The sequence below is a fragment of the Lacticaseibacillus saniviri JCM 17471 = DSM 24301 genome, from assembly GCF_001311785.1.
In the GTDB taxonomy this organism is placed as follows: domain Bacteria; phylum Bacillota; class Bacilli; order Lactobacillales; family Lactobacillaceae; genus Lacticaseibacillus; species Lacticaseibacillus saniviri.
Genome location: NZ_BBBX01000013.1, coordinates 18,020 through 42,379, shown reverse-complemented (window position 1 = coordinate 42,379; position 24,360 = coordinate 18,020). Strand labels below are relative to the sequence as shown.

Genomic DNA, 24,360 nt, shown 5'->3' with positions numbered 1-24,360 from the left:
GTACGCTCAAAGGTGTACAAACAATGCGAAAGCAGGTGGCGTTAGTGGAAACAAAGAAGTTTGCAATTGTAGTTAATGCGTTTCATTACGACTTGGTCGGCATGGATGCCGAAGTCAAGCAGGATATTCAGGTGGCAATGCGCCAAGTTGAACCCAACGATCCTGAACGTAAGGATGAATTAAAAGCGGGCAATATGTATGAAATCATGGTGCCATTCAACGTGGTGCCAGAAAATACTGGCTTCCAAATTTCAGGCCAAATTTCTCGTGTGGTTCAGATTCTCGATTTCTTTGGCGAACCCAAAGACATCGCCCAAGAAGATCTCGCCAAGTTATCACGGCCCTTGGTTGAAACCATTGAAACGTTGACCTATCAGGTGACAGCTGTTGCCTTAGATCAAGGCATTTCACTGAATTTCAAAGCGGCTGACTAGTCAACTGATATACGCAGGGGTTTGAAGCTGAGTGATTCGCAATAAAATAGAGGTTGTGACGCCCACAAGGGGGTGCCACAACCTTTATTTTGTTTACATACGGGCAAATTTGAGCGCTAACCACATCGCTTTTGCGTGCAACGACTGATATAATGGAATCCGCAAAGGGAGGAAGATTCATGGCACAAAAAACGCCGCGCAACAACACGTAAACGACCAGCTCGTAAATCGACACCGCGCAAACGCCCGGCTAAAAAGGTCAATCATACACTCAATTGGCTTGGGGCCGCCTTCCTCGTTGTCGGCTTACTCGCAACATTTCAATTAGGCATCATGGGGGTCTTCCTGGCCAATGTTTTTCGGTTGGTTGTCGGCGACCTCTATTTGGTGGCGACAGTGGGCTTCAGCGCCCTGGGCCTATGGTTATTGATGTCAGGCAAACTGCCACTGATTGCCACCCGTATCCTGGTGGGAACAGGGGTGCTCGCTATCAGCGTGCTGACGCTGTTGAGTGTGCAGCTCTTTGATACATTAAACATTCACAGCCACTACGTTATTGCCACATGGCATCTGCTGCAAAATGACTTCATGGTCATGGCGACCAGCACCCGTGTTGGTGGTGGGATGCTGGGCGGTGTATTGAGCGGCTTTTTACTGCCGTTGATTGCACCGATTGGCACCCGCCTGGCAGCCAGTCTTGGCATCTTGATCAGCGGGCTCTGCTTCTTCAACGTCTCACCGCAACAGCTCTTTCAGTTTCTGGGTCGCTGCGGGCAGGGCCTCGTTCGCGGTTGGCAAGGTGTGATCAATGGTTTTGCCACATTGCCTAAACCGGAACGCAAACCTAAGCCAAAAACACAATCAAAATTGAAACCAAAACCTGTGGCAAGTGTGATGCCGGAACCGGAAGCGTCCGCACCTGATACGGCAGACACTGTCGCTGATGATGCCTTCACGATTCATACCGCTAAACCGGACACACCTTCGACGCCAGCACCGGTGAAGCGCACCACCGAGCCAGAACCAGAAGCAGATGACAAAGCCACAGCGATACCAAGCTTGGCTGATCCACAGGCCGATGCGTATCAGTTACCAGATATCGATCTCCTGACACCAACACCGCCAGTGGATCAAAAAGATGAATACGATATTATCAAGCACAACCGCCAAATCCTGGGTCAGACGTTCAGCAGTTTTGGCGTCGATGTGACGGTTAAATCCGCCACCTTGGGACCGGCCATCACGCAATACGAGATTCAACCCGCCATCGGGGTGAAGGTCAGCAAGATTGTGAACCTCGCGGATGACTTGGCACTCGCCATGGCAGCAAAAGATATCCGGATTGAAGCGCCTATTCCGGGCAAATCCTTAATCGGGATTGAAGTGCCTAACCGCCAAGTCGCGATGGTCGGTTACCGCGAAGTGCTCGCCGCAACCCCGAGTCACCCCGACAAGCCATTAGTGATTCCTTTAGGGAAAGATCTGAATGGCCAAGTGGTGACCTTTGATTTGACCAAGATGCCTCATCTGTTGATTGCGGGGGCCACTGGTTCTGGGAAATCGGTTGTCATCAATGTCATCATCACCAGTATTTTGATGACGACCAAGCCGAGTGATGTGCGGCTCATGTTGATCGACCCCAAGAAGGTGGAACTCTCCGTCTATAACGGGGTGCCACACTTGTTGACGCCCGTTGTGACCGAGGCCAAAAAGGCACCGAGCGCCCTCAACAATGTGATTCGGGAAATGGAAAGTCGCTACGAGCGTTTTGCCGCTGGTGGTGTCCGGAATGTGACCGAATACAACAAGAAGGTGGCCGAAAGTGATGATCCAACACTCACGAAGATGCCGTACATCGTGGTAATTGTCGATGAATTGAGTGACTTGATGATGGTCGCCGGTGCCGAGGTCGAAACCGCGATTGTGCGGTTGGCCCAAATGGCCCGGGCTGCCGGGATTCACGTGATTATCGCGACACAGCGGCCAAGTGTGGATGTCATTACCGGGCTGATTAAGGCCAATATCCCATCACGGATCGCATTTGCGGTGTCGTCTGGGATTGATTCACGGACGATTCTTGATGCCAACGGCGCTGAAAAGCTGTTGGGTCGCGGTGATATGCTGTATCAACCGATTGATGCCAACAAACCTGTCCGGATTCAAGGCGCCTATATCGATTCGGCGGATGTTGAAGCGGTCGTTCAAGCGATCACCAAGCAGGTGGAACCGGCCTACGAAGAAGAAATGGAACCCAGCGATCAAGTTGAAACGAGCGAGAATGGTAGCTCTGAGGATGAGTATTATGAAGATGCCGTCGCCTTTGTCATTCAAGAACAAAAGGCGTCGACATCGCTTTTGCAGCGCCATTTCCGTATTGGTTACAATCGCGCGGCACGCTTGATCGATGATTTGGAAGATCATGGGATTATCGGTAAGAGTGAGGGCAGTAAACCACGCAAAGTGTATGCGACTCACGTTCCAGGTGACCCCAACCAGCCTGCTGATTGACTTTTCAATTGCGCGTTTGGTCTGGTATGATGAGCGTATTCGTGACAGACAACGACCTAGGACGGCCGATTTTGGCTTCGTCATTTAAACCTGAAAGGACGACAACGTTTGAGAATCGAATTAACTTCAGGTGTTCACCTGAATCTGATTCAAACGAATCAGTTTAAAACAACACGTATTAGCGTCCAATTTGTTGCTCCGTTAGCACAAGCAACGGTGACTAAGCGGACACTGTTAACCAGCTTATTAGAGACAAATAGTCAAGATTACCCCACACAAGCACAGTTATCGGCTCATCTCGAGAACATGTTCGGTGCCAGTTTTGGCATCGGCGTGGCCCGGGAAGGCCGGCTGCACCGCGTTTCTGCAACGCTGAATTTGATTGCAGATCGCTTCAGTGATACCACGTTGATGGCGGACGGTTTTGGCTTTTTGGCGCGGATTTTGCTGCGGCCAAATATTAGAGAAGGGGCCTTTGATCAAGCGACTTTCGAGCGCGAACGCGAGAATTTGGCTGATTATTTGGCTTCGCTTGATGATGATCGGCAGACCCAAGCAGCGTTAGGACTGCAGCAGCTTTACTTTGCCTCCGATCCCGATCAGGCAACGCCAAGCTTTGGTCGCCGCGAGGATCTGTTGACGTTAGATGCGCAACAAATGGCCACTTACTATGAACAGATGATTCAAGAAGATCAAATCGAAATCACAGTGTTAGGGCAGTTTGAAGAGGCAGACGTGATTCGTCTGGCCAAGCAATTCGCGTTCACACCCCGGGCCGAGCTGAATCAACTGGCCACGTATGACCACGAAATCGGCGAACAACGCAGTGAAACCGTGCAAGCTAACGTCAATCAGGCCAAGTTGAACTTCGGTTACCATGTGGCAATCGATGACTTTGGCCCGGCTTACTATGCGGCCATCGTCACGGAATCATTATTTGGTGGCTCACCGCTGTCCCTGCTCTTCACCAATGTGCGTGAAAAAGAGAGCCTGGCATATTACGCGAGTTCCCAATTAGATGCGCTGCGTCACTTTATGCTGGTTCAAACCGGTATTGATGCGGATTCTGTTGCGCGCGTGACCGAACTGGTTGAAGCGCAACGCCAAAATTAATTGACGGTGACTTCACCGACGAACAAATTCAAATTATTAAGGATGGCCTGCTGAACCATCGCTTGGCAGCCTACGACAATCCGCGTTTCTTGAGCAATCAGGCGCTGTATCAAGCATTGGTGCCTAATGCACCGATGGACCTTGAGACGTTCACGGCGGGTGTCAACCAGGTCACCAAGTCGATGATTCAAGCCAGTGCCGCACAAATGACATTAGAAGCGACCTATTTACTCACGGGAGGGCAAGACAATGGAGAAGATTGATTATTCTGACGTTGGCGAATCGCTCTACCGCCAAGTGCTCGATAATGGGCTGACGCTGTTGATTGTGCCCAAGCCACAGTATCACAAGACCTATGCGATGATGACGGCCAACTATGGCGCTATCGACACCCGATTTATGCCCGCGGGCGAGACCCAATTTGTCACCCAACCGGATGGCATTGCGCACTTCTTGGAACACAAGTTGTTTGAAAAGGCGGATCACGATGCCTTTGATCTGTTCGGCCAAACGGGTGCGAGTGCTAATGCCTTCACGGGGACAACCAAGACCAGCTACCTGTTTTCAACAACGGATGCTGTCGCCGAGAACCTGACAATCTTGTTGGATTTTGTTCAGGATCCCTATTTCACCCAACAATCGGTGGATAAGGAAAAGGGCATTATCGGTCAAGAAATTCAGATGTATCAAGATGATCCTAATTGGCGGCTGTATCTTGGCATGATCGGTAATCTCTATCCGACGCATCCGGTGCGTATCGATGTCGCCGGGACACAGGAATCGATTGCCAAAATCACGCCGGAGATGCTGTATCAAGTGCATCAGACCTTCTATCAGCCCAGCAACATGACGCTGACGGTGGTCGGCAATGTTGACCCTGAGGCGATTGCGCAATTAGTTGCCAGCAATCAAGCCAAGAAGCAGTTGGTGAATCAACCGTTCACGCGTGGAGTTGAACCCGACTACGATGTGACCACCATCCTGCCATATCGTTTGTTGGAGATGCCGATTACGCGTCCCAAGAGTATTGTCGGAATTAAGGGCTTAACACCGATTGCTGACACATTTGAAGGCATGAAGCAATCCCTGACGATTCGCCTCTTACTTGAAGCGGTCTTTGGCGATTCCTCGACACAGTATCTGGATTGGTACAATCAGGGCATTGTTGATGATTCCTTTGATTTTGATTTCACCACAGCCGATACGTACAACTTCGCGACAATCAGTGGTGACGTGGCCGATGCCGGCGTATTTTCAGATGCCGTCATCGATGTCATCGCCAAGGGTGCCGAACAGCCAGAATTGAACGAAACGCGTTTCAACCAACTCAAGCGGGCAGCCATTGGGAAGTACTATCAATCCTTGAATTCACTGGAAGGTATCAGCAATCAACTCAGTGCGCAGAGCTTCAGTGAAACCAGCATCTTTGACTTTCCGCGTCAGCTCGAGGCCATCACCTTGGCTGATTTGCGAGCGAGTGCTGCTGAATTCTTCAATGTGGATGCTGTATCGGTGTTCCACATTGTGCCTGAGGCTGAATAATGAGTATGGCGGTGATTTTTGGCGCGTCCGGTGATATCGGTGGCGCTATTGCGCAACGATTGGCCAAAGCGGGTTGGTCACTCTATCTGCATTACACACACAACCAGACTAAGGTTGATGCGCTGCAGCGCGATCTGGCAACGCACTATCCCAAGCAGGATTTTGTGACGGTGGCGTATGACTTCACGCAGCCGAGTGAGGCCACAGCATTTGCTGCCCAATTAGTGGGTATTGATGCTGTTGTTTTGCGCAAGGCCAGACGTATTATCACCTGTTTGCGGACTCAACTGCAGCCGAGTTACAGGCGCTGATGCAGGTGCATCTGCTGACGCCTATGCTGTTGCTGACGTCACTGCAGCGCACACTGGCTCGCAGTGGCCACGGTCGGATCGTGTTTATCGGTTCCGTATACGGTGCCAGTGGTTCCGCCATGGAAGTCGGGTACAGTACCGTCAAGGGCGCGCAATCGGCGTTTGTTCACGCCTATGCGCAAGAAGTTGCCAGTCTGGGCATCACGGTTAACGTGGTGGCACCTGGGGCCGTGGACACGCAGATGAATGCGATGTTTGATCCGGAAACACTCGCTGCGGTAAAGGAAGAGATTCCGGCCGCACGCTTGGCCCAACCAGCGGATGTGAGTTACTACGTGAACATGTTAATGCAAGTCGATGCGAGTTATCTGACGGGACAAACACTGTACGTCACAGGCGGTTGGTTAGCGTAATTATAGTAATTCTTAATTTATCCGCTCTTTGATTCATGTTATACTGAAAATTGAACATATTATGCTAGCAGGTGAAGAAAACAAATGGATGAGATTGGGCAAAAATTACGGGAAGCCCGTACTGAAAAGGGCTATACCATTGATGACTTACAACAAATCACAAAAATTCAAAAGCGCTATTTGATTGCGATTGAAGAGGGGCGTTTTGATGCGCTTCCCGGTGATTTTTATGTGAGAGCATTTATCAAACAATACGCACAGACGGTTGGCTTAGATGGCGACGCCTTATTGAACGAGTTTCAAGAAGACGTGCCCGCACCGCAACAGCAACCTGAAGCGACTGAGCAACCAGCTGAAAAGAGCTACAGTCGTTTGAGTCGTTCAGGTGATGCGGCTAAGCCAAGCTTCTTTAAGCGCTACTTACCACAAATCGTGATTGCACTGATTGCCTTATTAATCATTGCGGGCGTTTACGTCATCACGATTCGGCAATCACAATCCAATAACAAGCCAGCAATCCCAGTTGATTCATCCAGTGTTTCCATTAAGCAAAGTGAGTCTTCAAGCAGTAAGAAGACCTCAAGTGCAAGCAGCAAGAAGACCGAAAGTAAGTCTTCAAGCAGCAGCGATAAAGCTGATAAGAACAAGTTGAGCGTCAAGGCAGCGGCAGCAACGGGTGCAACCCAAGCTGTCACGGTAACCAACTTGCCTAAGACCGGCAATAAGTTAACCTTGTCAACAACGAGTGCAACCGCGTGGATCTCTGTGATTGTCAATGGCACAACCACTTGGCAGGGCTCTGTTTCAGAGAGTGCCCCACAAACGGTCGCCATTGCGGACGGTGTGACCTCATTTGAAGTCAAATCTGGTAACGCACCTGTCACAAGCATCAAGTTGAATGATGCGAATGTCGATCTTCAAGGCGGCGACAGCATCGTGCGCACAATCACCTTTACGGCCACGGCCGCAAACTAGGAGGCACTGAGATGAATTTACCCAATAAGTTAACCATGGGGCGGATTATTTTAATTCCGATTTTTACCCTCATGCTCGCACTGAATTGGCCAGCAGGCAGCATCACGATTCTTGGAACCAAGATCGCGCTGAGCTGGTTTATCGCGATGTTGATTTTGTGGTGGCATCACTGACGGATTTGGCGGACGGCAAAATTGCGCGCGCCAATCACTTGGTCACGAACTTCGGTAAGTTTGCCGATCCACTGGCGGACAAGTTGTTGGTAATGACAGCCTTTATCTACTTAACAGCAGCGGGCCAAGTGCCTGCATGGGCAACGGCCGTCATTTTGTGGCGTGAACTTGCCGTTACTGGCCTGCGCTTATTACTCTCTAATGAGGGTGAAGTGCTGGCTGCGGCATGGCCTGGTAAGATTAAGACAACGACGCAGATGTTGGCGATTATCTTGTTGATGATCAACAATGCGGGATTTGCTGCTTTGCATATCCCAATGGCGTTGATTCTGTTTTATATCGCGGTGTTCTTCACGATTTACTCCGGCGTGGAATATTTCTACAAGAACCGCAGCGTCTTTTCAGATTCATTTTAACCAAGCATAGAGCTCGAGACACCGTGTCTCAGCTCTATTTTGTGGCATCAAAGTTGGAACAAGAAATTCACGCAGACTCGTGCTAAACTGAAGGCGGTTTGCGAATCTTAGAGATGAGGGTGGAAGAATGGAAGCAGAAATTATTGCAGTAGGCACCGAGATTTTGATGGGTCAGATTGTGAATACGAATGCCAGCTACATGGCCAAGCAATTGACCGCGCTAGGCATTACCAGTCATTATCAACAAGTTGTTGGAGATAATGGTGAACGCTTGGATAAGGTGATTAGTGTGGCCGAAGACCGCGCTGACCTGGTTATTTTGATCGGTGGCCTTGGCCCAACCGAGGATGATTTGACCAAGCAAACACTGGCACAGCACATCGGTAAGCCACTCGTCGTGAATTTTGATGCGATTCAAAAACTTATTGCATGGGGCGAACAACAGCAAAAAGAATTGACACCAAACAATCGGGTACAGGCGATGTTGCCACTCGATGCTGAACCGCTGAAGAATGCGGTGGGCTTAGCGGTCGGCGCCATGACGACGTTCAACAACACACAATTTGTTCTGTTACCTGGCCCACCTAAGGAATTTGAGCCCATGGTCCAAAATGAATTGGTGCCACGGTTAGCCGCACAGCTGCACAGTGACGCGATCATCCAAAGCCGTGTGTTGCGGTTCTTTGGTATCGGTGAATCAGCACTCGTGACACAGCTCAAAGATCTCATTGATAATCAAACGAATCCGACCCTAGCGACTTACATCAAGGATTATGAAGTGACACTGCGGATCACAGCGAGTGCGGGCGATGAGGCAGCAGCCAATGCGCTGTTAGACCCACTGGAAGCCGAAATTATGCATCGGGTCGGGCAATATTTCTATGGCTACGGTGACAGCACTGAGTTAGTCGATGTGGTTGTCAACGAGTTGAAACGACAACAATTACATGTGACGGCGGCCGAAAGTTTGACCGCGGGTGCTTTTCAGGCGACGCTGGGCGATGTTTCAGGCGTCTCCGCTGTCTTTGATGGTGGCTTTGTGACCTATGCGCCAGCTACTAAGGCAAGTTTCTTGAAGCTCGATCAAGCGACATTAGAGCAACAAGGCATTGTGAGTGAGGCCACGGCCAAACAAATGGCGACGGGTGCACTCACACAAACGGATGCGGATATTGCCATTAGCTTCACCGGCGTGGCAGGTCCCGATGAGTTGGAAGGCCAGCCCGCTGGGACCGTGTGGATTGGTATCGCGATGCGCAATCAAGAACCAACTGCAACGCTCTATCACTTCCCAGGTAGCCGCCACGATGTGCGCTATCGTGCGGTTAAGACCGGATTGTTTGATCTGCTGAAGCAACTGAAAGAGAAACATTAATCACAGAACGTTTGTTCGATTTTTCTTGCTATTCCCCGCTGAGAAAGGTATCATAAATATATGATAATTACAGAGGAGGGCTTGTTTTGGCTCAAGACGAACGAAAAGCAGCATTAGACTCCGCATTAAAGAAGATTGAAAAAAACTTCGGTAAAGGTTCCATTATGCGCATGGGTGACAAGGTCGATACACGGATCTCAACGATCTCAAGTGGCTCACTGGCACTCGATGAAGCGCTCGGGGTAGGCGGATTCCCTCGTGGCCGGATTGTTGAAATCTATGGACCTGAAAGTTCTGGTAAGACGACAATCGCGTTGCACGCGGTAGCCGAAGTTCAAAAACAAGGCGGGACAGCCGCTTACATCGATGCTGAAAACGCGATGGATCCCAAATATGCATCCGCATTAGGGGTCAATATCGATGAATTACTGCTGTCACAACCTGACACAGGGGAACAAGGCTTGGAAATCGCTGATGCCTTAGTTTCATCTGGTGCCGTTGATATTGTGGTTGTCGATTCCGTGGCTGCCTTGGTTCCACGTGCCGAAATCGAAGGCGAAATGGGTGACGCGCATGTGGGCTTACAAGCGCGTTTGATGTCACAAGCTTTGCGTAAGCTCTCGGGCTCAATCAACAAGACCAAGACCATTGCGTTGTTTATCAACCAGATTCGTGAAAAGGTTGGGATTATGTTTGGTAACCCCGAAACCACACCTGGTGGCCGTGCATTGAAGTTCTACGCGACCGTTCGTTTAGAAGTGCGGCGCGCTGAACAGATTAAGGACGGGACCAATGTGATTGGTAACCGGACCAAGATCAAAGTGGTCAAGAACAAGGTTGCGCCACCATTCCGAGTGGCTGAAGTCGATATCATGTATGGTCAAGGGATTTCACAGACCGGTGAATTGATCGACATGGCTGTTGAAAAGGACATTGTCTCTAAGGCGGGTTCTTGGTATGGCTATGGAGACGATCGTATCGGTCAAGGACGTGAGAATGCCAAGACTTACCTTGTCGAACATCCTGAAGTTCAAACCGAAATTCGGGCCAAGGTTCGTGCCGCTTATGGCATGGACGGTGCGGTTGAAGGTGACGATGCTGAGGCGGCAGAAAAGCCTGCTGATGCTAAGGCTGCTGAAACCGAACTGTTTGACGGCGAAAAAGAAGAATAAGCGCGAGTTAAAATACGTGAAAAGAGGTTGTGCTGATCCAATCGGGTCTGGTACAGTCTCTTTTTTTGAACTGGAAGACATTTTGCGTTGAAGTGTTGTTTTAATCGGCAACGGAGAAAGCAAGCAGGATCAGGTGATCGAGTAAGTTGGAAGCCTTTTATTGCCCCATGATATGCTTGTGATGGATATTGACAGTCTGCGGCGTAACCAGTACAATCGATTAGTGTAATAATAAAATAGCATCGAAGATTGGTTAATCAAAAATGATGAATCGCTTAGATGATGCGGAGGTGAAAAGATGAGTTCAGCATTACTGGTCTCAATAATCCCCGCAGCAATCATCGCGTTAGCGGTTGGCTTATTGATTGGCGCTTTGATTCAAAAGCGGCATTACGCCAATGATTTGAAAAATGCGGGTCACACTGCAGAGGGAATCATTGAGACCGCTAAGAAAGAAGCGGCAACGTTAAAAAAGAAACAGTTCTCGAGGCGAAGGACGAAACCCATCAATATCGCGGCCAAGTTGAGGCTGAGTTAAAGGAACGACGGGCGGAAGTTCAACAGTCCGAGCATCGGGTATTGCAACGCGAAGAAGCCTTGGATCATCGGGATGAAGTGCTCGATCGTAAAGAACAGAGCGTTTCAGATCGCGAAGCAAACCTCAATGAACGCCAGCAACAATTAGATGAACGTGAACGAGATATCACTACCGAAATTGCCAAGCAGCAAACGGAACTTGAACGGATTGCTGAGTTAACCCACGAAGAAGCGCAAAAGCAAGTGTTGGATACTGCAAAGGCAGAATTGACACACGAACGAGCCAGCTTGATCAAAGAAAGTGAAGCAGAGGCGAAAGCCAAGGCTGACCAAACGGCACGTTCCTTGATTGCGGATGCCATTCAACGTAGCGCATCCGACATTGTGGCTGAGTCCACAGTGACGGTGGTTAACTTACCTAATGACGATATGAAGGGACGCATTATTGGTCGTGAAGGCCGTAATATCCGGACCTTAGAAACGTTAACAGGGATTGACTTAATTATCGATGACACACCGGAAGCGGTTGTGCTCAGCGGTTTTGATCCAATCGTCGCGAAATCGCGCGGATTGCACTCGAAAAATTAATTCAAGATGGCCGAATTCATCCAGCACGCATTGAAGAAATGGTCGACAAGGCGCGCAAGGAAATGGACGGTCGCATTCGTGAGATTGGGGAGCAGGCCCTGTTTGATGTCGGGATTCACAGTATGCATCCTGACTTAATCAAGATTTTGGGTCGTCTGCACTTCAGAACCAGTTACGGCCAAAACGTCTTGGATCACTCGATTCAAGTCGCCAAATTGGCCGGTGTGCTAGCGGCAGAACTCGGTGAAGATGTCACGTTGGCAAAGCGTGCGGGATTATTACATGATATTGGGAAAGCGCTTGATCATGAAGTCGACGGTTCGCACGTCGAGATCGGCGTCGAGATCTCTAAGAAATACAAAGAACCAGCTGTGGTGGTCAATACAATTGCATCGCACCACGGTGATGTTGAACCAACAAGCGTGATTGCGGTACTTGTCGCGGCTAGTGATGCAATTTCTGCAGCACGGCCAGGCGCCCGCTCCGAATCACTTGAGAATTACTTGCATCGACTTGAAAAGCTCGAAAGCATTGCCAATCATCATCCCGGTGTGGATCACAGTTTCGCGATCCAAGCCGGACGTGAGATTCGAGTTGTTGTTAAACCCGAAGCGCTCAGTGATGATGAATCCGTGATTTTGGCGCATGATATTCGTTCCGAGATTGAAGAAGAACTCCAATATCCTGGGCATATCAAGGTCACTGTGATTCGCGAAATGCGTGCAATTGAATACGCAAAGTAACCAGCAATTTTTAATGACAACCAAAAGTTGTGGCAAAATTTCGATTTTGTCACAACTTTTTTTATTCAATGCATCCCTTTCTTTGATTGAGAATTGAAGCGTGCATTTGTATAATGGAGAAAGTTAATGAAAGTAGGGTTATCAACATGCCAATGTTTAATATCATTGTCAGCTTGTTTGTGACAATGCTCATCTCTGCGGGGATAACGCCATTTGTACGCAAGCTGGCTTTCGTCTTGGGGGCGGTCGATAAACCAAACGCCCGCCGCGTGAACAAGACGGCGATGCCAACGATGGGTGGACTCGCCATCTTTTTGGCCTTCACCTTTGCGACATTTGTCTTGTTGCGTCCCCAATTCAACACCCATATGCTCTTTTCACTGTTTCTAGCGGAAGCGGTCATCATCATCACCGGGATGATTGATGACATCAAGGAACTGAGCCCAAAACAAAACTGTTTGGCCTAACGATTGCGGCCTTGATTGTGTATTTCCTCGCTGGTATCCGCATGACCGAGGTCAATCTGCCCTTTGTCCATTTTGAATTGGGGTGGTTGAGCTTACCGATTACCATCATCTGGATTTTGGGGATTACCAATGCCTTAAATCTGATCGATGGCCTGGATGGCTTGGCAACTGGGGTATCAATTATTGCGCTGTTCACGATGGGAATTATCGGGTTCTTCTTCCTCACGGTGTCTGAAGTCGGAACGCCCATCATGATTTTTACGTTGGTAGCGGCCCTCATTGGCTTCCTGCCGCACAACTTCCACCCGGCCAAAATATTCTTGGGTGATACCGGATCACTGTATATCGGTTTCATGCTGAGTGTACTGTCGCTTCAGGGCTTAAAGAATGTGACCTTTGTCGCCTTGGTCATCCCCGTAGTGATTCTGGGTGTGCCAATCACCGATACGGCCTACGCCATCATTCGGCGCAAGTTAAACAACAAGCCCATCATGCAAGCGGACAAGCATCATTTGCACCATCGCTTGATGCAGATGGGACTATCCCATCGGCAAACTGTGCTCGTCATTTATGGGATCGCATTGATTTTCTCCATGATTTCACTGCTGTATCCATTGAGCACGTTCTGGGGGAATGTCTTCCTGACCATCTTCTTGCTCCTTGGCCTCGAGCTATTCGTGGAATCAATCGGCTTGCTCGGACCAAAGCGCGCACCATTGCTACATATGATTCGCAGTGTGGTCAAGAAACTTGCCAAAGATAATCCTGAGACATAAAAAATCGTCATGCTAAACCTGTATAGGCTTAGCATGACGATTTTTTGATGGTGCATTTATTCTGTCACGGGAATCTCGCGGAATCGTTTGTCTCCCCGGGTGAGCGTGAGTTGATTATTGAAACGCTCAATGATTGCAGCGCTGAACGCATCAACCGCGCTGGTATCGACGAAGAGATGAACGGTCACATCCGCGGCATAATCGATATGATCTACTTGTAGGTCCTGTTCCGCTAAATAATTTTGAATGCTACCCAGCTGCGCATAGCTGATGGTGATCTGACAGGCCACTTGTTCCGCCAAGCGTACGATACCGAGTGCGTGAGCGGCTTCACTGACACTGTTAGCGTAAGCGCGAATCAACCCACCAGCACCGAGCTTAATGCCACCAAATAACGTGTGGTGACAGCAACGACGTCTTTGAGCTGCATCTGTTGTAAGACTTGCAGCATGGGTGCGCCTGCTGTGCCGCTGGGTTCGCCGTCGTCGTGGGCGCGTTGAACTTGGTCATGATCACCGAGTTGAAAGGCAGAAACGCTGTGATTCGCTTTATAATGTTCTTTTTTGACCCGCGCAATCAGTGCTTCTGCCTCTTCGGTTGTGTGCACGCGGGCCATCGTCGTGATGAACCGAGATTTTTAATGATCATTTCATTGACCCCATCATGGGCAATGGTGCGATAGTCTGAAGTCATTTGCGTAATCTCCTTTTGAGTGAGGTGATTAATATGAGAGGTGCCGGCCAGCAATTAACCCGAGATGAAGTCGATTGGCGGCAACTGCCAGCATCCAGTGTAACACAGGCAACCCGCGTGCCGGGTATTCAAAATCAGCGCTGCAATCGCTGCTTGGCGGTGATGACGCGCGCGAATCGATTGCCCAGTGGTGCGTGGTATTGTCAGGAATGTTTGACGCTTGGACGCGTGACCGATCACACCGAGTTGTTTCGCTTCCCTAAGCGCACAGAACGCATCGGTGACGGTCAACTGACCTGGCAAGGGGACTTGACGGCTGACCAGGCCCGAGTCAGTCAAGAATTGATTGCGACCTTCGATGAGCGTCGTGATCGCTTGTTGTGGGCGGTGACGGGTGCTGGTAAGACCGAGATGTTGTTCCCGCTTCTGGCACATGCCCTGGCAAAACAAGCCCAGATTGCGATCGTGTCGCCGCGAGTCGATGTGATACTGGAACTTGCGCCACGTCTGCAACAAGCCTTTGTCAATACGCCGATTGCCATCTTGTATGGTGGACAGCATGAAGTGATTGAGAGCAGCTTGGTATTAGCGACCACCCACCAACTGCTGCGCTTTTATCACGCTTTTGATCTGGTGATTGTCGATGAAGTGGACGCATTCCCGTACGCCACGGTCCCGATGCTCGATCGGGCGGTGCACCAGGCGAGCGTGGGGCCGATTATCTATTTGACCGCCACGCCATCAAACGCTATGTTGCGGGCCGTTCAGCACCAAAAACTAGCGGTGAGTTATTTGGCGCGCCGCTTTCATCAATTTCCGTTGCCAAAACCACAGGTCAAGCTGATTAGCACGGGGCTACCGACTCGAGCTCACTACAAGATGATTGAAAAATGCTGATCACGCGACAGTTGCTCTTCTTTGTTCCGCACATCGAACAATTAGCGCCCCTGCAGACGTGGTTCAAGCAGCAGGGGATTGATTGCCAGACGGTGCATGCCAACGACCCCGAACGTCAGCCAAAGGTAGCCGCGTTTCGGGCCGGTGATTTCCCCGTCCTTGTGACAACCACCATTCTGGAACGGGGTGTGACCATCGCGCGATGTGCCGTCATCGTGTGGCAGGCGGATGCAGCATTGTTTAGTACCAGTGCTTTGGTACAGATGGCGGGGCGAGCGGGGCGTAGTGCCGATAGTCCGGATGATCCGGTAATCTATTACGCCAAGCACTACACCAGTGCCATTCACCAAGCACGCCGGCAGATTCATCAGATGAATCGTAGGCCAACGCCATGAAATGCTTATTGTGTCACCAACCAATCAGCAATAATTTACCGCTCAAACGTTGGCTGCGCTGGTTCACCATCACACCACCACGGTTATGCGAGCGATGCATGGCTCAATTTGAACGGATCGAACCGCCTTTTTGTCCCGGTTGCGGACGCACAGTGCCGGCTTGTGCCAAGATTGCGTGCGCTGGCAACAGACGGAGCCTTTGCTACATCATCGCGCACTGTTCACCTATAACACCGCCATGAAGGCTTTTATTCAGCAATACAAAGGGTTAGGTGATTATCAGCTGCATGCGGCCTTTATCAGTGAGATTGACTTAAACCCTGCGCGGCATCAAGTGCTGGTGCCAATCACGAGTGAAGCAACGCATTATCAGCGGCGCGGTTTTGATCCCGTATTAGGGTTATTTGCCCATCTGCCGCTGCAACAGTGGTTGGTCAAACACGCGACAGATCGCCCTCAAGCCAGCAAGAATCGCCGTGAACGGTTGGCCACACCCCAGAGTTTTACGGTGAAGGGTGACGTCGATTTTGCGGGTATCAATCATGTGCGCTTGTTGGACGATCTCTACACCACCGGTCGAACACTTTACCATGCCGCTGCTGCCTTACGTGATGCCGGTTTTCACGGAACCATCACATCTTTTTCGTTAATTCGTTAAAGATTCGCAGTTTATTAATTGTTTCATCGCGGTCAGTTGGTTATAATAGAGTTACAAGGTTGGAAGGGCTTTATATAGAGGCCAACCGGCGTATGAGGTCACTCATACGGACGAAAGGGGAGAAGTTTTATGCTAACATATAACGTTCGTGGCGAAAACATCGAGGTTACCGAGGCCATTCGGAATTACGTCGAGAAGCGGATTAGCAAGCTGAATAAGTTCTTTGGTGATTCAGCAGATGCCATCGCTCACGTCAATCTGAAAGTTTACCAAGATAAGACCGCTAAAGTCGAGGTAACTATCCCTATGCCATATCTCACCTTACGGGCAGAAGAAACCAGTCCCGATCTGTACGCAAGTATTGATTTGGTGACCGACAAGCTTGAACGTCAAATCCGTAAGTTCAAGACCAAGATCAACCGTAAGTCACGTGAGAAGGGCTTTGATCAATTCGATCTCAGCGTTCCCGCTGTGGATGCCGGTGCTGACAGTGATGTCTCCGATGATCCAACTGCACTCGATGTGGTTCGGACCAAGCGGGTTTCACTCAAGCCAATGGATTCACAAGAAGCCATCTTGCAGATGGACATGTTGGGCCACAACTTCTTTATCTTCGAAGATGCGGACACAAACGGCACTAGCATCGTCTACAAGCGCCGTGATGGTCGCTACGGTTTGATCGAAACAGATGAATAATCACCATCTGCTGACTAATTGAATAAGTAAGCCGACAACCCTTTTGATTTCGTAAGAATGAAGAAGGGTTGTTTTGGTGAGGATAAATCGAATTTTGAGGTGAATAGTTTAATTCTCGAAGGATAAATGATAAACTATCAAGGACACTGTCAGGTGACACCGAAATTATTCGTGTAATTGACGACAGGAGAGGAAACTTTTAAAAAATGGCAAATATTTTACGAAAATGGGTCGAAAATGACCAACGCGAAGTCAATCGAATCGGCAAAATTGCTGATAAGGTGATGGACCACGAAGAAGAATACGCAGCACTGAGCGACGAAGAATTACAAGCAAAGACACCCGCATTCAAGGAACGCCTAGCAAATGGCGAAACCTTGGATGATATTTTACCTGAAGCCTTCGCCGTTGCGCGTGAAGGTGCTAAGCGTGTGCTGGGGCTCTTCCCATTCCGCGTGCAGATCATTGGTGGGATCACCTTGCATGAAGGTAATATCGCCGAAATGAAGACTGGTGAAGGGAAAACCTTGACGGCAACCATGCCCGTTTATTTGAACGCGCTGGCTGGCCACGGGGTGCACGTTGTGACAGTTAACGAATACCTGTCCAGTCGTGACGCCACCGAAATGGGTGAACTGTATAACTGGTTAGGCTTGAGCGTTGGCTTGAACTTGAACTCCAAGTCCAGTGAAGAAAAGCGTGAGGCTTATTTGGCTGATATCACGTATTCAACCAACAGTGAACTCGGGTTTGACTACCTGCGTGACAACATGGTGGTTTACAAGGAACAAATGGTTCAACGTGAACTCAACTATGCGATTGTCGATGAAGTTGACTCCATCTTAATCGATGAAGCGCGGACCCCATTGATCATCTCTGGTGGTGCTGAAAAGTCGACTGGGATGTATATCCGGGCCGACCGTTTTGTGAAGCAGTTAAAAGAAGAGGAAGACTACAAGATTGATTGGCCAACCAAGACCATTTCCTTAACTGAAAGTGGGATTCGTAAGGCGGAAGAAAACTTTGGTTTGGATAACTTGTATGACACCGAAAACACAGCCTTGACCCATCACTTGGATCAAGCCTTGCGGGCCAACTACATCATGTTAAACGATATTGATTACATGGTGCAGGACGGTAAGGTGTTGATTGTTGATCAATTTACCGGCCGGGCAATGGAAGGTCGCCGCTTCTCTGATGGCTTGCACCAAGCGATTGAAGCCAAGGAAGGCGTCGAGATTGAAGATGAAAGCCAAACCATGGCCAACATCACGTACCAAAACTTCTTCCGGATGTACAACAAGCTGTCTGGGATGACTGGGACGGCCAAGACCGAAGAAGAAGAATTCCGTGAAATCTACAACATGAACGTTGTGTCGATTCCAACCAACCGGCCAATCGCGCGTGTGGATGCACCCGATGTGCTCTATCCAAGTCTGGATGCGAAGTTTGAAGCTGTTGCCGAAGACATCCGCGAACGCCACGAGAAGGGTCAACCAATTTGGTCGGGACCGTTGCGATTGAATCCAGTGAACGTTTGAGCCACATCTTGGATCAAAAGGGGATTCCACACACCGTCTTAAACGCGAAGAATCACTTCAAGGAAGCTGAAATTGTGATGAATGCCGGCCAACGCGGGGCCGTTACGATTGCGACCAACATGGCTGGTCGTGGGACCGATATCAAGCTTGGACCTGGTGTCAAAGAACTGGGCGGTTTGGCTGTTATCGGGACAGAACGTCACGAATCTCGGCGGATCGATAACCAGCTTCGGGGCCGTTCCGGTCGTCAAGGGGATCCTGGTTCAACCCAGTTCTACCTGTCACTGGAAGATGACCTGATGAAGCGGTTTGGTTCAGAACGGATCAAAGCATTCTTGGATCGCATGAAGGTCGACGATGATGATCAAGTGATTCAGAGTCGCATGGTTTCTCGTCAAGTGGAATCCGCGCAAAAGCGGGTTGAAGGGAACAACTACGATACCCGTAAGAATACCTTGCAATACGATGACGTGATGCGTGAACAACGTGAAGTGATCTATAAGCAACGGCAACAGGTTATCAATGAAAAGACGGACTTGAAGCCTGTCTTGATGGCAATGATCAACCGGACAGTCACTCGGATTGTTCAAACCCATACCCAAGGCGACCAAAAAGATTGGGACTTGCAGGCTATCTACGACTACGCCACCACTAATATGGTCAGCGAAGAAAAGATTAAGCTATCTGATCTTGAAAACAAGACCCAGCAAGAACTGATCGACTTCTTGAACGGCTTAGCAGAAGAAAACTTCATGACCAAGTTGAAGCAATTGGCAGACGATGCGCAAATGCTTGAATTTGAAAAGGTTGTTATTCTGCGTGTGGTTGACTCCATGTGGACCGATCATATCGATGCCATGGATCAATTGCGTCAATCCATTGGGTTACGTGGTTACGGCCAGATGAACCCCTTGGTTGAATACCAAGAAGAAGGCTTCCGGATGTTTGAAGAAATGATCGCTAACATCGACGAAGATGTGACCCGTTTGTTTATGAAGGCAGAAATTCGGCAAAACATTCGGCGTTAAGCGCGACATAACCGCACAACGCTGAAACAACCAAGAATGCAAAGGGGGTGCGGCAGAGGCTGCATCCCCTTTGTGTTTGGCTAGAGTATTTAAGAAGGAGAATCATTATGGAAATCAGTGAAATTCGCAACAACCTGAACCAAATGCGCACCAAAATAAATCAATTTAGGGGGTCACTTTGACCTCGATGCGCTGAACGAACGCATCGCCGAGAATGAAGGACGGATGGCCGAACCCGGTTTTGGGATGATCAGGCCGCGGCCCAAGCGTGATCGATGATAACAACCAATTAAAAACTAAACACGATAACTTTATGGCAATGGCAGATGCGTTAGAGGAACTGGAAGTGAGCTTTGAACTGCTGCAAGAAGAAGCGGATCCCGACCTGCAAGAAGAAATCGAGACCGGTATTACCCGCCTCGATCAACAGTTGCGGGATTACGAGCTGCAATTGCTATTGAACCAGCCATATGACAAGAACAATGCGATTCTTGAAATTCACCCCGGTGCGGGTGGTACCGAATCGCAGGACTGGGGATCGATGCTCTTGCGGATGTATCAACGTTGGGCCGATCAAAATGGGTACAGCGTTGAAATGGCCGATTATCAGGCAGGTGATGAAGCTGGGATCAAGAGTGTCACCTTATTGATTACGGGTGAAAACGCCTATGGGATGTTGCGTAGCGAACGCGGGGTGCATCGTCTGGTGCGGATCTCGCCGTTTGATGCTGCTGGTCGTCGCCACACGTCTTTTGCATCGGTGGATGTGATGCCAGAACTCGATCAATCGATTGAGATCGAAGTGCGGCCCGAAGATGTGAAAATGGATGTGTTCCGTTCGAGTGGTGCTGGTGGGCAACATATCAATAAGACCTCAAGTGCCGTGCGTCTGACGCATATTCCAACGGGCATTGTCGTGTCCAGCCAGGCGCAGCGCTCACAATTCCAGAATAAAGATACCGCGATGGCGATGTTGAAGGCCAAGCTCTATCAGCGGGAACAAGAGGCCAAGGCCAAGGAAGCGGCCGATATCAAGGGTAATCAAATGGACGTTGCATTTGGTTCCCAGATTCGGTCCTATGTGTTCCATCCTTATACCATGGTCAAAGATCATCGTTCCAATTACGAAACAGGTAACGGGCAAGCGGTCATGGATGGCGATCTCAATCCGTTCATTTATGCTTACTTGCAGTGGGAACTCGCCCAGAGTAATCCAGACTAAACCAAAAAGGAAGTTCCGACATGATTCATTTGAGCAACGTCAATAAGCAATACAACGATCACGATAATGCACTGACCGATATCAATGTGGATATCGATTCGGGTGAGTTTGTCTATCTGGTCGGCCCCAGTGGTGCTGGTAAGTCAACCTTTATCAGGTTGCTCTATCACGCGACTACCCCCGACAACAGGTCAGGTGGTGGTGAATGATACCGATCTGACCAAACTCAAACCGCGCCAGGTACCCAAGCTGCGCCGGCATTTGGGGGTGGTGTTCCAGGACTTTAAGCTGTTACCGCGGCTTACCATCTATGAGAATGTGGCCTTTGCACTTCAGGTGATTAAGACACCACCCAAGCACATCCCAGATCGCGTGCAGCGCGTCTTAGAGCTGGTCGGTATCGCGGACAAGGCCAAGGCATTTCCCGATGCACTGTCCGGTGGTGAACAGCAACGAGCCGCATTAGCGCGGGCCATTGTGAACCAGCCGCTGGTATTGTTAGCGGACGAGCCCACGGGTAATCTTGATCCGGAGACGTCCGATGCGATTTTGACGTTACTCGAACAGGTGAATCGGCAGGGCACAACGGTGGTGATGGCCACACACGATCGCGATCTGGTGAATTCACATCCGCATCGCGTGTTGGAAATTGTGGCCGGTAAGCTCGTACGCGATCAGGAAGGGGGCCTCTACAGTGAAACAACACATCACTGATGCCTGGCATTCGCTTTGGCGCAATGGTTGGATGAGTGTTGCTGCGGTGAGCGCTGTGACGGTTACCCTGATTCTGGTCTCGGTGCTTTTGGCGGGGCTGTTGAATGTGAATCGCCTGTCTGAACAGGTTGAAAGCGACGTGGCCGTGCGCGTGTATATTGCGCCAGGTACCAGTAGCAGTAAGCGGGCAACGCTCAAGCGCGAACTGGTGGCACTGCCAGCCGTTAAGCAAGTGACTTATCGCTCAAAGGATCAAGAATTGAAGAGTATTGTGGCCAGCTATGGCCGCCAATGGGAAATGTTTAGTGGCGATCAGAATCCACTGAACGATATTTTCTTGGTGAAGGCCAACACACCACAGGCCACCACAACAATTGCTAAGCGTGCCAAAAAACTGGCACATACCAGTGATGTCACGTATGGCGGCCAGACGACAAAGCGGATGTTCAAGGTGATGAGCACGTTGCAAAACGTCGGCTTAGGCATCATGATTTTGGTTCTGTTTGTCGCCGTCGTCTTAATCAGTAACACGATTCGCTTGACCATTGTCGCGCGCCAAAATGAGATTGAAATCATGCATCTGGTGGGCGCAACCAGCGCTTATATTCGTTGGCCCTTCTTGATGGAAGGGGCGTTTACGGGGCTACTGGGGGCGATTATCCCGGCAATTCTGGTCAATGCTGGCTATCCCGTGGCCTATCACAGCCTTCAGCATGGGTTGGTCGATAGTGGCTACACCTTGTATGCCCCATGGCCCTTTATGGGGTGGTTAACCTTGTTATTAATCATTATTGGGGTCTTGATCGGTGCACTAGGGGCATTGGGCTCCATGCGACGCTATCTCAAATAGTGGATGAAAAAGACGCTGTGACAGCTTCCAAGGAAGTTTGATCACAGCGTCTTTTGTTGGAGTTGTGGCTCTGAGTGCAAGTTCGCCCACTTCTTGTTGACCGGAGTTCTCAACCTTTTGGCACACGATTAGTCAATCATGTTCGTAAAAGCAAGCGTCTGTGGCACCCACGAAGGGGATATGTCACAGGCGCTTGTTTTTGCGCGTAAAACCGCGCGCTTTTTTACACCTGGCTTCCCGCTCACACCTTCATCCATGCTATACTAAATTTAAATTATGACAGTTGGAGGCTATTTGGTATGTGGTGGTTGTTCGGTATAGGTACAGGGTTGAGCATTGTTGCCGTTGTGTGGCAAGCTTACGCCCGCATTCGGCGGGAACGGCGGCAATTTCGAACAGCGATTACACGTTCACCGATTGAGATTACGCCCTTTATCGTTGGCGGACTCATGGGCAGCATCCTGTTGAGTATCATCAGTGTCAGTCTTGCCCTGTTCTTGCCCACCAATACATTAGTGGCGTTGGGCGTGATTAGCTTGTTAGGGCTGGTGGTCAGCCGCTGGCACTTCTCCGTGTTATGGCTGGGCTTAAGCGTCATTCCCATGCTGGCGGCGGGGACGTGGCAGCTTGCGGCATTATTGACGGCAATGTGGCTGCTGACAGCACTATTGCTACAAATTTTTCACGTTCGGGTCGCTTCACCGATGATCAAGAAGACGCGGCGGGGCAAGATTATCGCGCAGTATTCATTCGCCCAGTTCTACTGGTTGCCACTGATTGTGCCTGTACCAGGCCATTGGTTTGCGGCGATGAGCTGGTGGCCAACCATTGGCGTGGGCAACACGAGCTTCGGTCTGCTCTTCTTGCCACTGGTGTTGGGCAGCGCGTTTGTTGTCCGGCATCAATTACCTGAGCCAGCGCGCAAACATCACATTCATCTGTTATACGGGATGAGTTTGGCGATGCTTGTGCTCACAGGCTTGAGTTACGGTGTGACCCAGATTCAGCCTTACACGGGATGGTTAGTGCTCGCGTTAACCGTGATTGGGATTGGGTTAGATTTGCTCGATATGGGCAAGCTGAATTTCACCAAACTAAAGCTGGTGTGTTATTGTTAGCTGTGGTGCCGGATACCCCGGCCGCCAAAATGGGCCTGGCGATGGGCGAGCTTGTGGTGACGTGCAATGATATTGCCGTGTACGACAACGCCACACTCTATGCCGCCATTCAGACCAGCCCAACTTATTGTCGCCTCAAAGTGGCCGACTTAAACGGTGAGTTACGCTTGACCGAGTCTGCCATTTTCGAAGGCGCTCCCCATGAATTGGGGATGATCACATTCCCGGAGGAGACAGCATGAAGCAGATTTTAATTGTTGATGATGAACCCGCAATCTTAACTTTGTTGAAATATAATCTCGAACAGGAAAATTACGCCGTTAGCACCGCAACCGATGGCTTATCGGCCTATGAACTCGCAAAGGAAACACCATTTGACTTCATGATTTTGGATCTGATGTTGCCCGGTATGAGCGGCTTAGATGTCACCAAGAAGTTGCGTGAAGATCACGTTCAGACACCAATCATGATTTTGACCGCCAAGGACAATGAAACCGACAAAATTGTGGGGCTGGAACTTGGGGCAGACGATTATGTGACCAAGCCATTCTCACCACGTGAAATCATCGCGCGCATCAAAGCCATTGAGCGGCGGACGGCGAGTCAACCCGCACCGGTCAATACGGGTGATCAACTGGTGGTGGGCGACTTGGCCATCGACGAACAGAATTTCAAGGCGACAAAGGCCGGCCAACGCCTGCAGTTGACGCCAAAGGAATTCGAGCTGTTGGTTTACTTTGCTAAGCATCTCGGGAAAACGCTGAGTCGCGATGCCTTATTGAATGGTATCTGGGGCTTTGAGTATCCCGCAGAAACGCGAATGGTGGATATTCAGGTCAGCCATCTGCGTGACAAGATTGAGACGGATCCCAAACACCCCCGTTTATCTCAAAACGATTCGCGGGTTTGGTTATCAGATGGAGGTGCCACAATGACAGCATCAATTCGGCGCACGATAACACTTTGCCTGCTAGCGATAGCGGGCTTTTTTGCCTCGCGTGGGGA

Annotated in this window: 13 protein-coding genes and 11 pseudogenes; 22 read left to right on the top strand and 2 right to left on the bottom strand. The window is 49.9% G+C overall.

Features of this window, described 5'->3' with window-relative positions:
- Positions 1-44 precede the first annotated feature (44 nt).
- From JCM17471_RS07690 to JCM17471_RS07635, 11 genes and pseudogenes are all read left to right on the top strand, one after another.
- A complete protein-coding gene (locus tag JCM17471_RS07690) occupies positions 45-434 on the top strand; it encodes a DUF1149 family protein (protein ID WP_054777448.1) in 390 nt (129 codons plus the stop codon).
- Positions 435-635: 201 nt separating this feature from the next.
- A pseudogene (locus JCM17471_RS07685) lies at positions 636-2,942 on the top strand (DNA translocase FtsK); the annotation flags it as partial.
- 108 nt (positions 2,943-3,050) lie between these two features.
- Positions 3,051-4,318: pseudogene (yfmF, locus tag JCM17471_RS07680) on the top strand (EF-P 5-aminopentanol modification-associated protein YfmF).
- Positions 4,305-5,597 (top strand): EF-P 5-aminopentanol modification-associated protein YfmH, encoded by a 1,293-nt coding sequence (gene yfmH, locus JCM17471_RS07675; protein ID WP_054777422.1) that lies wholly within the window; start codon positions 4,305-4,307, stop codon positions 5,595-5,597. Before yfmF ends, yfmH begins: the two are co-directional and overlap by 14 nt.
- Positions 5,597-6,321, top strand: a pseudogene (ymfI, locus tag JCM17471_RS07670) (elongation factor P 5-aminopentanone reductase). Before yfmH ends, ymfI begins: the two are co-directional and overlap by 1 nt.
- An 84-nt stretch (positions 6,322-6,405) precedes the next feature.
- A complete protein-coding gene (locus JCM17471_RS07665; RefSeq protein WP_054777421.1) occupies positions 6,406-7,296 on the top strand; it encodes a helix-turn-helix domain-containing protein in 891 nt (296 codons plus the stop codon).
- Between the two features lie 11 nt (positions 7,297-7,307).
- Positions 7,308-7,885 (top strand): annotated as a pseudogene (pgsA, locus tag JCM17471_RS07660) (CDP-diacylglycerol--glycerol-3-phosphate 3-phosphatidyltransferase).
- 127 nt (positions 7,886-8,012) lie between these two features.
- The gene (locus tag JCM17471_RS07655; RefSeq protein WP_054777420.1) at positions 8,013-9,260 is read left to right on the top strand and encodes a competence/damage-inducible protein A; all 1,248 of its coding nucleotides are present in this window, start codon (positions 8,013-8,015) and stop codon (positions 9,258-9,260) included.
- 86 nt (positions 9,261-9,346) lie between these two features.
- Positions 9,347-10,432 carry a recombinase RecA gene (recA, locus tag JCM17471_RS07650; RefSeq protein WP_054777419.1) on the top strand — a complete coding sequence of 362 codons (1,086 nt, stop codon included), beginning with the start codon at positions 9,347-9,349 and terminating at the stop codon, positions 10,430-10,432.
- Between the two features lie 298 nt (positions 10,433-10,730).
- A pseudogene (gene rny, locus JCM17471_RS07640) lies at positions 10,731-12,300 on the top strand (ribonuclease Y).
- Between the two features lie 152 nt (positions 12,301-12,452).
- Positions 12,453-13,543 (top strand): annotated as a pseudogene (locus tag JCM17471_RS07635) (glycosyltransferase family 4 protein).
- Between the two features lie 56 nt (positions 13,544-13,599).
- On the opposite strand, the gene JCM17471_RS15225 reads toward JCM17471_RS07635, so the two are convergent.
- Positions 13,600-13,905, bottom strand: a complete 306-nt coding sequence (locus JCM17471_RS15225) for a DUF1949 domain-containing protein (protein ID WP_225354187.1) — start codon at positions 13,903-13,905, stop codon at positions 13,600-13,602.
- Positions 13,902-14,150 carry a YigZ family protein gene (locus tag JCM17471_RS15220; RefSeq protein ID WP_263849460.1) on the bottom strand — a complete coding sequence of 83 codons (249 nt, stop codon included), beginning with the start codon at positions 14,148-14,150 and terminating at the stop codon, positions 13,902-13,904. The genes JCM17471_RS15225 and JCM17471_RS15220 overlap by 4 nt, the downstream gene beginning before the upstream one ends.
- A gap of 119 nt (positions 14,151-14,269) precedes the next feature.
- Between JCM17471_RS15220 and JCM17471_RS07625 the strand changes: the two genes are divergently transcribed.
- The 11 genes and pseudogenes from JCM17471_RS07625 to JCM17471_RS07575 all read left to right on the top strand — a co-directional run bounded on the left by JCM17471_RS07625 (position 14,270) and on the right by JCM17471_RS07575 (position 24,290).
- The gene (locus JCM17471_RS07625) at positions 14,270-15,133 is read left to right on the top strand and encodes a DEAD/DEAH box helicase family protein (protein WP_054777417.1); all 864 of its coding nucleotides are present in this window, start codon (positions 14,270-14,272) and stop codon (positions 15,131-15,133) included.
- Positions 15,127-15,528 (top strand): helicase-related protein, encoded by a 402-nt coding sequence (locus tag JCM17471_RS15215; protein WP_054777416.1) that lies wholly within the window; start codon positions 15,127-15,129, stop codon positions 15,526-15,528. Before JCM17471_RS07625 ends, JCM17471_RS15215 begins: the two co-directional genes overlap by 7 nt.
- Positions 15,529-15,727: 199 nt before the next feature.
- Positions 15,728-16,186, top strand: a complete 459-nt coding sequence (locus JCM17471_RS07615; RefSeq protein ID WP_054777447.1) for a ComF family protein — start codon at positions 15,728-15,730, stop codon at positions 16,184-16,186.
- A gap of 129 nt (positions 16,187-16,315) precedes the next feature.
- On the top strand, positions 16,316-16,882 hold the full coding sequence (gene hpf / locus JCM17471_RS07610) for a ribosome hibernation-promoting factor, HPF/YfiA family (protein WP_054777415.1): 567 nt from the start codon (positions 16,316-16,318) through the stop codon (positions 16,880-16,882).
- Positions 16,883-17,088: 206 nt separating this feature from the next.
- Positions 17,089-19,451: pseudogene (gene secA, locus JCM17471_RS07605) on the top strand (preprotein translocase subunit SecA).
- Between the two features lie 107 nt (positions 19,452-19,558).
- A pseudogene (prfB, locus tag JCM17471_RS07600) lies at positions 19,559-20,673 on the top strand (peptide chain release factor 2).
- 20 nt (positions 20,674-20,693) lie between these two features.
- Positions 20,694-21,387 (top strand): annotated as a pseudogene (ftsE, locus tag JCM17471_RS07595) (cell division ATP-binding protein FtsE).
- Positions 21,388-21,418: 31 nt separating this feature from the next.
- Positions 21,419-22,237, top strand: a complete 819-nt coding sequence (ftsX, locus tag JCM17471_RS07590; RefSeq protein WP_082395257.1) for a permease-like cell division protein FtsX — start codon at positions 21,419-21,421, stop codon at positions 22,235-22,237.
- A 299-nt stretch (positions 22,238-22,536) separates the two neighbouring features.
- Complete coding sequence (locus tag JCM17471_RS07585) at positions 22,537-23,355, top strand: hypothetical protein (protein WP_054777414.1); 819 nt, start codon at positions 22,537-22,539, stop codon at positions 23,353-23,355.
- A pseudogene (locus JCM17471_RS07580) lies at positions 23,340-23,597 on the top strand (PDZ domain-containing protein); the annotation flags it as partial. The gene JCM17471_RS07585 and the pseudogene JCM17471_RS07580, both read left to right, overlap by 16 nt.
- Positions 23,594-24,290: pseudogene (locus JCM17471_RS07575) on the top strand (response regulator transcription factor). The pseudogenes JCM17471_RS07580 and JCM17471_RS07575, both read left to right, overlap by 4 nt.
- Positions 24,291-24,360 lie beyond the last annotated feature (70 nt).